General features: G+C 59.7%; 8 protein-coding genes. 1 reads left to right on the forward strand and 7 read right to left on the reverse strand.

Going from position 1 to position 10007, the window contains the following annotated elements; translation table 11 throughout:
• The 5 genes from carB to ACM62Q_RS12470 form a co-directional block, all read right to left on the reverse strand.
• Positions 1-1307 (reverse strand): carbamoyl-phosphate synthase large subunit (carB, locus tag ACM62Q_RS12450; protein WP_415037056.1); only part of this gene is annotated, 1307 nt, incomplete at its 3' end.
• A gap of 100 nt (positions 1308-1407) precedes the next feature.
• The gene (gene carA, locus ACM62Q_RS12455) at positions 1408-2541 is read right to left on the reverse strand and encodes a glutamine-hydrolyzing carbamoyl-phosphate synthase small subunit (RefSeq protein ID WP_415037070.1); all 1134 of its coding nucleotides are present in this window, start codon (positions 2539-2541) and stop codon (positions 1408-1410) included.
• Positions 2542-2730: 189 nt separating this feature from the next.
• Positions 2731-5259 (reverse strand): response regulator, encoded by a 2529-nt coding sequence (locus ACM62Q_RS12460; protein ID WP_415037058.1) that lies wholly within the window; start codon positions 5257-5259, stop codon positions 2731-2733.
• A gap of 56 nt (positions 5260-5315) precedes the next feature.
• Positions 5316-6131: a 4-hydroxy-tetrahydrodipicolinate reductase gene (dapB, locus tag ACM62Q_RS12465; RefSeq protein ID WP_415037060.1), complete on the reverse strand. Its 816-nt coding sequence runs from the start codon at positions 6129-6131 to the stop codon at positions 5316-5318.
• A gap of 2 nt (positions 6132-6133) precedes the next feature.
• Complete coding sequence (locus ACM62Q_RS12470; protein ID WP_415037062.1) at positions 6134-6640, reverse strand: outer membrane protein assembly factor BamE; 507 nt, start codon at positions 6638-6640, stop codon at positions 6134-6136.
• 102 nt (positions 6641-6742) lie between these two features.
• Between ACM62Q_RS12470 and fur the strand changes: the two genes are divergently transcribed.
• On the forward strand, positions 6743-7159 hold the full coding sequence (gene fur / locus ACM62Q_RS12475) for a ferric iron uptake transcriptional regulator (RefSeq protein WP_415037064.1): 417 nt from the start codon (positions 6743-6745) through the stop codon (positions 7157-7159).
• Between the two features lie 59 nt (positions 7160-7218).
• Here fur and recN read toward each other — a convergent pair whose 3' ends face one another.
• Together recN and ACM62Q_RS12485 are read right to left on the reverse strand one after the other, a co-directional pair.
• Positions 7219-8871, reverse strand: coding sequence for a DNA repair protein RecN (gene recN, locus ACM62Q_RS12480; RefSeq protein ID WP_415037066.1), 1653 nt, complete (start codon positions 8869-8871; stop codon positions 7219-7221).
• A 115-nt stretch (positions 8872-8986) separates the two neighbouring features.
• The gene (locus ACM62Q_RS12485) at positions 8987-9886 is read right to left on the reverse strand and encodes an NAD kinase (protein WP_415037068.1); all 900 of its coding nucleotides are present in this window, start codon (positions 9884-9886) and stop codon (positions 8987-8989) included.
• Positions 9887-10007: the final 121 nt, after the last annotated feature.

Raw genomic sequence — 10007 nt, forward strand, 5'->3', positions numbered from 1 at the left:
TCCGCCACGTACCACAGGCGATCCGGCGAAGGAATCGCCAGTTGCTCGTCGATGGTTTCCGGGTCGACCGTTTTCAGATTGAAGCCGTCGACACCGACTTCCAGCCCGCGCAAGGCTTTTTGCAGCGATTCCTGGAAGGTACGGCCCATGGCCATGACTTCGCCGACCGATTTCATTTGCGTGGTCAGCGTGGCATCGGCCTGCGGGAATTTCTCAAAGGCAAAGCGCGGCACCTTGGTGACCACATAGTCGATGGACGGCTCAAAAGATGCCGGCGTCTTGCCGCCGGTGATGTCGTTGGCGAGTTCGTCGAGCGTGTAGCCGATGGCCAGCTTGGCGGCGATTTTGGCAATCGGGAAGCCGGTGGCCTTGGAGGCCAGGGCGGAAGAGCGCGACACACGCGGGTTCATTTCGATGACGATGCAGCGGCCATCTTTGGGATTGATGGCGAATTGCACGTTGGAGCCGCCGGTATCGACACCGATCTCGCGCAGCACGGCGATGGAGGCGTTGCGCAGGAGTTGGTATTCCTTGTCGGTCAACGTCTGCGCCGGGGCGACGGTGATGGAGTCGCCAGTATGCACGCCCATCGGATCGAGGTTTTCGATCGAGCAGATGATGATGCAGTTGTCGGCCTTGTCGCGCACGACTTCCATCTCGAACTCTTTCCAGCCGAGCAAGGATTCCTCGATCAGAAGTTCGTGCGTCGGCGAGGCTTCGAGGCCGCGCTTACAGATGGTTTCGAATTCTTCCATGTTGTAGGCGATGCCGCCGCCGGTGCCGCCGAGCGTGAAGGAAGGCCGGATGATGGTCGGGAAGCCGACCACCGCCTGCACCTGATACGCCTCTTCCATGCTGTGCGCAGTGGCCGAACGGGCGGAGCCAAGACCGATCTTGGTCATGGCATCCTTGAACTTCTGGCGGTCTTCGGCTTTATCGATCGCTTCTTTGGAAGCGCCGATCAATTCCACACCAAACTGGGCGAGCACGCCTTCGCGGTCGAGATCGAGCGCGCAGTTGAGCGCCGTCTGGCCGCCCATGGTCGGCAGCAGCGCATCCGGGCGCTCTTTTTCGATGATTTTCGCCACCACCTGCCAGGTAATCGGCTCGATGTAGGTGACGTCGGCCATTTCCGGGTCGGTCATGATGGTCGCCGGATTGGAGTTGACCAAAATGACCTTGTAACCCTCTTCGCGCAGTGCCTTGCAGGCCTGTGCGCCGGAATAATCGAATTCACAGGCCTGCCCGATGATGATGGGGCCCGCGCCAATGATGAGAACACTTTTGATATCTGTACGTTTCGGCATATTTTTGATCCGTGCAACGTGAAATGAGGGAAACGCAAACTGTTTTACGTTTCGCTTCGATGGGTCCTTCGATGGGTCTTTTGCTGCGCCGCTCTCGCTCCTACAGTGCGGCCACGCCGCGCGTCATGCAATCGAGAAAACGGTCGAACAAATGGGCCACATCGTGCGGCCCGGGAATGGCTTCGGGGTGCCCCTGGAAAGAGAAGGCCGGCACGTCGGTGCGCGCAAGCCCCTGGTTGGAACCGTCGAACAAGGAGGTGTGCGTCGCGCGCAAATTGGCCGGCAAGGTTGCCACATCAACGGCAAAACCGTGATTCTGGCTGGTAATCAAAACCTTGCCGGAATCCAGATCCTTGACCGGGTGGTTGGCTCCGTGGTGACCAAATTTCATTTTTTGCGTTTTAGCGCCAGAAGCCAGGGCCAAAAGCTGATGGCCGAGGCAGATGCCAAAGGTCGGCACACCAGCTTCCAGAATTTCACGAATCGCGGCAATCGCGTAATCGCAGGGCTCCGGGTCGCCGGGACCGTTGGAGAGGAAAACACCGTCCGGTTTCATCGCCAACACCTCGGCGGCCGGGGTTTGCGCCGGCACCACGGTCACGCGCACGCCACGGTGCGCCAGCATGCGCAAAATGTTGCGCTTGACACCAAAATCGTAGGCGACCACATGGAAACGGGTTTCGCCTTGCTGCCCGTAACCTTCGAGCGTCCACTCGGTTTCCGTCCAGGTATAGGTTTCGCGGGTAGACACCACCTTGGCCAGATCCATCCCTGCCAGCCCCGGAAAAGCCCGGGCCATCGCCAAGGCTTTCGCCTCGTCGCCTTCACCGGCAAGGATGCAACCGGCCTGCGCGCCTGTTTCACGCAGAATACGGGTCAGTTTGCGGGTATCGATACCGGCAATACCGACGATGCCATTGCGGCGCAAATAGGCATCCAAGGTTTCTTCGCTGCGCCAGTTGGAGGCCGGCGGCAATTCCTTGATGATCAAACCGGCGGCAAAATGATTGGCCGACTCGCAGTCTTCACTGTTACAGCCCGTATTACCGATGTGCGGATAGGTCAGGGTGACGATCTGACGGGTGTAGGACGGGTCGGTCAGGATTTCCTGATAACCGCTCATGGCGGTGTTGAAAACGACTTCGCCGCTGGTCAGACCATCTGCGCCGATGGAATACCCTTGAAAAACCGTTCCGTCGGCGAGGGCGAGAATGGCGGGGGTGAATGATGGCAGCAACGACACGTTGGCTCTCCTGTTTTTTTGCTTGCGCGCACACAAAAAGGAGGGATGATCATCCCTCCGCGGCGCACTTAACCCGCTCATTTTAGCCGAGAAGCCCATTTACAGGCAAACACAGGCGAGTTTGCACGGCCACTTTGGCGCTATCACAAACATCACCCCTGCCGCTTAACAACGATTTTGTCAGCCGATGGCGCGTTTTTCGACAAAGCGCGCAAGCTGCGGCCGGATACGGGACATTTCGTTTTTCAGAGCGGTAAATTCCTTGGCGACATCGTCCCATTGCTGCCCTTCGCCCGTCATCGCGCCTTCGATCATCACCGCGTGCGTGCGTGCCACCTCAGCATTGAACATGGCCAGCAAACCTTTTAGCGTATGGGCGTGCAGGCGCGAATTGGCAACATCGCGCAGCTGCAGGGCGCGCGCAAGTTTGTCGATGTAATTTTGCCAATCTTCGAGGAACATGCTGGCCATGGTCACCAGCAAATCGACGTCACCCAGATTACTCAGCGCGCCTTGCAAATCGAGGCAGCTTTCGGCCAACACCCCGACCGTGGTAGCGCTCATCCAATTCGCTTCATCGGCTGCCGGCACCTTGGCCAAGGCGGCGTAAAGGTCTTCCGGCAGCAAGGGTTTGACGAGGTAATCGTTCATCCCGGCGGCCAGGCATTTTTCGCGGTCGCTTTCCAGCGCGTTGGCCGTCATGGCGATGATGTGCACCGACTGAAACTCACGCGACACCACCCAGCTACGCCGCAATTCGCGCCCCCGAATGGCTTCTGCCGCTTCGACACCGCCCATTACCGGCATCTGCATGTCGAGCAAAATGACATCGAACGAGCCCTGCTCGAACATATCGACCGCTTCGCCGCCATGATTGGCAATCTTGATCTTGTGTCCCTGCTTTTCCAGCAGGCGGCGCGCCACTTCCTGATTCACCGGATTGTCGTCGGCCAGCAGAATACGCAAACGGCGCGTCGTACTCGGCGTCACCGGGCAAATATCGCTCTGGCGCTCCAGGCCGAGCTGTTCGAGCAGCGCAAGTGCCGTGGCGATATCACCGTGCCCGGCCGGTTTCAGCAGATGCACCGGCACATCCAGCTCACGCAAACGCCCAATTTCCCGGCGCTGATTTGCCGTCGTCAACAAAGCCATAATGCGCTCTGGCTGACCACTGTGCTGCCAGGTTTCGATCAAGGCCATGCCTGCCGGGGCCGGCATATCCGTATCGACCAAAAGATAATCAAACGCCTGAGCAAGCGAGCGGTTCATGTTGATCGCCGCCACCGCCTGCACTGGGTCAGACAGCACCGCCGTCTTGATGCCTTGGTGCTCAAGCAAAGTCTGCAGCACCTGCGCCGTGCTGGCGTTGGCTTCCACGATGAGCGCCCGGCGTCCGGCGTAAGCGGCTTCCTGCTGCGCTTTTGCCGCCGCTTCGGGGGCGCGTTTCATGCGCGCCGTGAAATGAAAAACCGAACCTTCGCCTTCCTTGCTCTCCAGCCAGATTTGTCCGGACATCAGCTGCACCAGTTTGGTGCAGATCGCCAAACCCAGACCGGTGCCGCCGAAACGGCGCGTGGTCGAAGCATCGGCTTGGGCAAAGGCAGCAAAAATGGCATGCTGTTTGTCCGGGGCGATGCCGATGCCGGTATCGCGCACGGCAACGTGCAACAACACCTGCTCATCCATATCGTTTTCGATGCTGGCGCGAATCGCCACCTCGCCCTGCTCAGTAAATTTAATGGCATTACCCACGAGATTGAGCAACAGCTGACGCAAGCGCGTCGGATCGCCGACCAGGCGCTCTGGCAAATTAGGCGCGATATCGACCACCAAATCCAGGCCCTTGTTATGGGCATCGATCGCCAAAACGCGCACTGCCTCGAAAATGATTTCCTCGAGCGGAAAAGGCACTGCCTCGATATCCATTTTGCCGGCTTCGATCTTGGAAAAATCCAGCACGTCATTGACGATGCGCAGCAAGGATTCTGCCGATGATCTGACGGTGCGCAGATAATGGCGCTGTTCGGCATCGAGGTCCGTGTCGAGTGCCAATTCGGTCATGCCGATGATGCCGTTCATCGGCGTACGAATTTCGTGGCTCATGTTGGCCAGAAAGGTGCCACGCGCCTGATTAGCAGATTCCGCCAGATCGCGCGCCACGATCAATTCGTTCTGGGTGAGCTTGAAGGACGCAATATCGCGCTGCAGCAACAGCAGGCGAATCGGCTGCCCGGCCGCATCGCGCGTCGCCACCGCGCCGCGCATCAAACACCAGCGCCAGCTGCCATCTTTGCTGCGCAAACGGCATTCCAGCTCGAACCAGCGGTCCCGGCGCTCGACATGCGCGGCCAGCGCGGCCTGAAATTTTGACGCATCTTCCGTGTGCAGCAACTGCTGCCACTGGGCCACGCTATCGCTCAATTCCGTTTTGCCGTAACCGAGCATTTCTTTCCAGCCGCGCTTGACGTCAATCACCCCGGACAACAGATTCCAGTCCATCAGCGCGTCGCCGGAGAGCACCGTGGTCCATTGATTCAAATTGACATAGGCCGCATAGGCCGCATCGACCTGCTCGACCAAAGGCTCCAGATGCGCCAGCAAGGCCGTGTTATCCCCCGCTTTGGCTTGCGCCACAGCAGCACGAAAGCCGCTAGCCCCCTCGCCGCCAAACAGGTTTTGCAGCTGCCGGGCAAACAAACTGGATTTCATGATTGCGCGCGCTTATCGAAATCGATCATGAAAGCTCAGAGGTGCTCAGCGCAGACTCAGCGCAAACCCAGCACATCTTGCATATCGAACAAACCTTGCTGACGCCCGGCGATGAAGCGTGCCGCGCGCAGGCTGCCCAAGGCATAAGGCATGCGGCTGCTGGCCTTGTGGGTGACTTCCACCCGCTCGCCCAAACCGCAGAACATCACCGTATGGTCGCCAACGATATCGCCGCCGCGCACCGTGGCAAAACCGATGGTGGACGGATCACGCTCACCGGTCACGCCTTCGCGGCCATACACGGCGCAGTCTTCAAGATCACGCCCCAAAGCCGCCGCCACCACTTCGCCCATGCGCAAGGCTGTGCCCGAAGGCGCATCCACTTTCATGCGGTGGTGCGCTTCGACGACTTCGATATCGTAACCTTGCGCCAAAATGCGCGCCGCCGTATCGAGCAGCTTAAACACCAGATTCACGCCCACGGCCATATTTGGCGCAAATACCACAGGAATATCCTTGGCTGCGGCAGCAATTTGCTCCTTGCCGGCAGCATCAAAACCGGTCGTCCCGATGACCATGCCCACCTTGGCCGCACGACACAGCGCCAGGTGCTGCAAAGTACCTTCCGGGCGGGTAAAATCGATCAAACAATCGATTTCTGCCATACCGGCCGCCAAATCATCGCGTACGAGCACCTCGCTGGCCATGCCGACCAGCGCTCCGGCTTTGCTGCCAACGGCAGGGCTGCCCGGCAGATCGAAAGCGGCACCGAGCGACACCTGTTCATCTTTCAATATCGCTTCGAGCAACATCCGCCCCATGCGCCCGCTGGCGCCGACAATACCGATACGCGGTTTGACTGCTGCATTCATTTTTACAATCCCACCCAATTCAACATGCGCCGGAAAAAGCCCGGCTGCGCTTCATCCTCCTGATTTTCCGCGCCCTCTGCCGGCACGCCTTGCGCCGCTTCTTGTGCGCTGATCGCCCCCAGATCGACGACCCGCGAACGCGCCGGCGGCGTCAGCAACTCTTCCGTGCTGGCGACATCGACATCGCCCGTCACGCGACTCAGGCGGCCTGCATCGTCAAAAAATACCGAAAACTGCCGCCGCTGCACGGCGCGCGTGCTGCCGTCGCGAAAGTGATAAACGTAATCCCAGCGTTGCCGGTGGAAGGCATCGGTAATCAAGGGGCTGCCGAGAATGAAACGCACCTGTTCGTGCGTTTGCCCGGGCTTGAGCTGCGCCACCATCTCTTGCGTGAGCACGTTGCCCTGCTGCACATCGATCTTGTACTCGTTAATGAAACTTGGTTTGTAGGCGCAAGCCGTCATAAAGAGGGCCGACGCCACCAGAAGGAAAAAGCGCAGATAACGCATGGAAGATTCCGGGATGATTTCATGGCGGCAAGGAAGCGGTATATCATACCCGAAGCCGCCCCCAAGCGGCACCGATAACGCACAACAAACAGGACCCCTGCCATGAGCAACCCGCAGAGCCTCAAGGATATCGGCCTCAAGGCCACCTTCCCCCGCATCAAGATTCTCGAATTGTTCGAAAAAAGCGAGTTGCGCCACATGACGGCGGAAGACGTGTACCGCCACCTGCTCGCAGACAACATGGACATCGGCCTGGCCACGGTGTATCGCGTGCTGACCCAGTTCGAACAAGCCGGTTTGCTGGAGCGACATTTTTTCGAATCCGGCAAGGCGGTGTTCGAAATCAACCGTGGCAAACACCACGACCACCTGGTTTGCGTGCAATGCGGCAAAGTTGCCGAGTTTTACGATCCGGAAATTGAAAAACGCCAAGATAAAGTGGCCAATGAACACGGCTTCAAAATTCAGGATCACGCACTCTATCTCTACGGGCAATGCCGGGAATGCCAAAGCCCCTAGGAAAGCTGCGCGCCAGCACGTTTTAGCACGACCGACGGTCTGTCTCCCCGCCGGCAAGCTCAGCTTTGTAACATTTCCCGTGCGTGCTGCAAGGTGATCTCGGTGAGTTCAACACCGCCCAGCATGCGCGCGACTTCTTGCACGCGCTCAGCAAAATCGAGGGCCTGAATCGAAGACAACACCTGCCCGGCTTGCGTGTTTTTGGCCACCCGCCATTGCGCATCGGCACGCGCCGCCACCTGCGCCAAGTGGGTCACGCACAGCACCTGGCGCTCGCGCCCCAATTCATGCAAGAGTCGTCCGACGATTTCGGCCACGCCACCGCCGATGCCGACATCGACCTCATCAAAGATCAGGGTCGGCACGGCGGCGGAACGCGAAGTCAGCACCTGAATGGCCAAACTGATGCGCGACAACTCGCCGCCCGAAGCCACTTTCGCCAAAGGGCGCGCTTCCTGGCCGGATAGGCCGCCGATGCGAAATTCCACCTGCTCCAGACCGTAGATAGCGCCGGCACTTTGCGGCAGCAGCGCCACTTCAAAGCGCCCACTGCCCAGCGCCAGTTGCGCCATGCTGGTGCTGACGGCTTGCGCCATAGCCTGCGCGGCATCCTGGCGCGCGGCGGACAGGGCGCTCGCCAGCACGCGGAATTCGTTTTCGGCCGCCGACAAGCGCGCTTCCAGCGCAGCGAGATCGCTGGCCGCACTGAGTGCCTCCAGCCGCGCCCGGGTGGTGCGCAGCAATTCCGGCAGGCTTTCCGGCGTCGTGCGAAAGCGCCGGGCTTGCGCCAGCACAGCCTCCATGCGCTGCTCGACGGCACTCAGACGCGCCGGGTCGAGATCGGCGCGGTCGGCATAACGGCGCAGGGAAGATACGGCATCGCTCAATTCGGCCTGAATCGAGGCCAACACCTCCGCCACCGCAGCCAAGGCCGGATCGTAACTTGACAGCTCGGCGAGGCGAGCGGCGACTTGATCGACCGTACCCTGACATGCGCCCTCACCTTCGGCGAGCGCCGCCAAAGCAAACTGCGCGCCTTCGATCAGGCTGGCAGCGTGCGCCAGCCGGCGGTGCTCGGCGTCCAACGCAGACCATTCTTCGTCGCCCAGCACCAACTGTTCCAGTTCATCGACCTGCCAACTCAATTCCTCGCGCTCGCGCAGCAGATTTTCCGCGCTGCTGCTGGCGTCGCGCCAGGCCGATTCCGCCGCCCGCCAGACGCGCCACGCCTCGCCGACCGCCTTGACCTGCGCATTCAGGCCAGCGTGGCTGTCGAGCAATTGCCGCTGGGCATCACTGCGCAACAAGGATTGGTGCGCATGCTGCCCGTGGATGTCGACCAGATATTCCCCCACCTCGCGCAGTTGCTGCACTGTCGCCGGCGTGCCATTGATCCAGGCACGCGAGCGGCCGTTGGCATCCACTACGCGCCGCAACATGAGATCAGCATCGGCTGCCAAATCATTTTCCTGCAGCCAAGCCGCCACCGACGGCATTTCTGCCACATCGAACAAAGCCACGATTTCCGCCTTGTCGCAACCGGCGCGCACCACGCCGGCATCACCGCGCTCGCCCAAGGCCAGTGCCAGGGCATCGATCAAGATCGACTTGCCGGCCCCGGTTTCTCCGGTCAGCACGGAAAAACCTGCGGCAAACTCCAATTCCAGACGATCGACAATGACAAAATCCCGCAAGGATAATTGACGCAGCATTTCTTTCCTTTATTGATTTCTTTTGTTTCGCCCCAACAACACCCCGGCAAAACGCCGCAAATTTCAGCACCGGCGCAGCATCCGGAGACACCCAAGCAAGCAGCACACGCGCCTTTCAATTCCCCTTGGGCCGCTCGCTCCATTGCAGCTTTTGTCGCAGCATCGAAAAATAACTGTAGCCCGGCGGATGTAAAAATGAAATGGCATGATCCGAGCGATGAATACGCACGCTATCGCCCACCTGCAGATCGAGCGTCACCTGGCCGTCGAAGTGCACGCGCGGATCATCGGCATGGGTAATGCGTAATTCAATTTCCACCGTGTCATTGAGCGTCACCGGGCGATAGGTCAGCGCGTGCGGATAAAGCGGCACCAGGGCGATGCCAGTCAGCGTCGGATGCAAAATCGGCCCGCCGGCCGAAAGGGCATAAGCGGTAGAACCGGTCGGCGTCGAGACGATCAAGCCATCCGAACGCAGGTTATAAATGAACTCACCGTCAATGAATAATTCAAACTCGATCAAACGACCGATCGCCCCTTTGTCGATGACGACATCGTTCAAGGCCAGATTGGTTGCCACTTCGCGCCCCTCGCGCAACACTTCGGCCGCCAGCAGCATGCGGTTTTCCGGCTGGAAATTGCCGTCGAGCAAATCGTCCATGCAGGTCAACATGTCGTCGCGCGCAATGTCCGTCATGAAACCCAGGCGCCCCTGATTGACGCCGACCAGCGGCACGCAATAGCGCGCCAGACGGCGCGCCGCGTTGAGCATGGTGCCATCGCCGCCGAGCACGATGGCGACATCGGCATGGGCGCCGATATCGTTGAAGCCGCAGGTCACCCAGCGCGCCAGATCAACCAATTTACCAATATGCCCCGCCGTTTCGCGCTCGATGAACACCGACACACCGCGCTCGTGCAAATACTGCGCCAAACGCGCCAGGGACTCGGCGATTTCGGGGCTGTTGTACTTGCCGACCAAGGCAATCGTACGGGGCTGACGCAGTCGATTCATGGAAGCATCCGGGACGAGTCTGGCCCGAGTTCGGGCACGAATCACTGGCGGAAGCGGTGAGATTCGAACTCACGAACGGTTGCCCGTTGCCGGTTTTCAAGACCGGTGCAATCGACCACTC

The organism is Azonexus sp. (genome assembly GCF_047638095.1).
Lineage (GTDB): Bacteria > Pseudomonadota > Gammaproteobacteria > Burkholderiales > Rhodocyclaceae > Azonexus.

Excerpts from the sequence above, each read along its gene's own strand:
- ACM62Q_RS12460 (WP_415037058.1), bottom strand. The coding sequence starts at position 5,259 with ATGAAATCCAGTTTGTTTGCCCGGCAGCTGCAAAACCTGTTTGGCGGC.
- dapB (WP_415037060.1), bottom strand. The coding sequence starts at position 6,131 with ATGAATGCAGCAGTCAAACCGCGTATCGGTATTGTCGGCGCCAGCGGG.
- fur (WP_415037064.1), top strand. The coding sequence starts at position 6,743 with ATGAGCAACCCGCAGAGCCTCAAGGATATCGGCCTCAAGGCCACCTTC.
- recN (WP_415037066.1), bottom strand. The coding sequence starts at position 8,871 with ATGCTGCGTCAATTATCCTTGCGGGATTTTGTCATTGTCGATCGTCTG.
- ACM62Q_RS12485 (WP_415037068.1), bottom strand. The coding sequence starts at position 9,886 with ATGAATCGACTGCGTCAGCCCCGTACGATTGCCTTGGTCGGCAAGTAC.
- ACM62Q_RS12470 (WP_415037062.1), bottom strand. The coding sequence starts at position 6,640 with ATGCGTTATCTGCGCTTTTTCCTTCTGGTGGCGTCGGCCCTCTTTATG.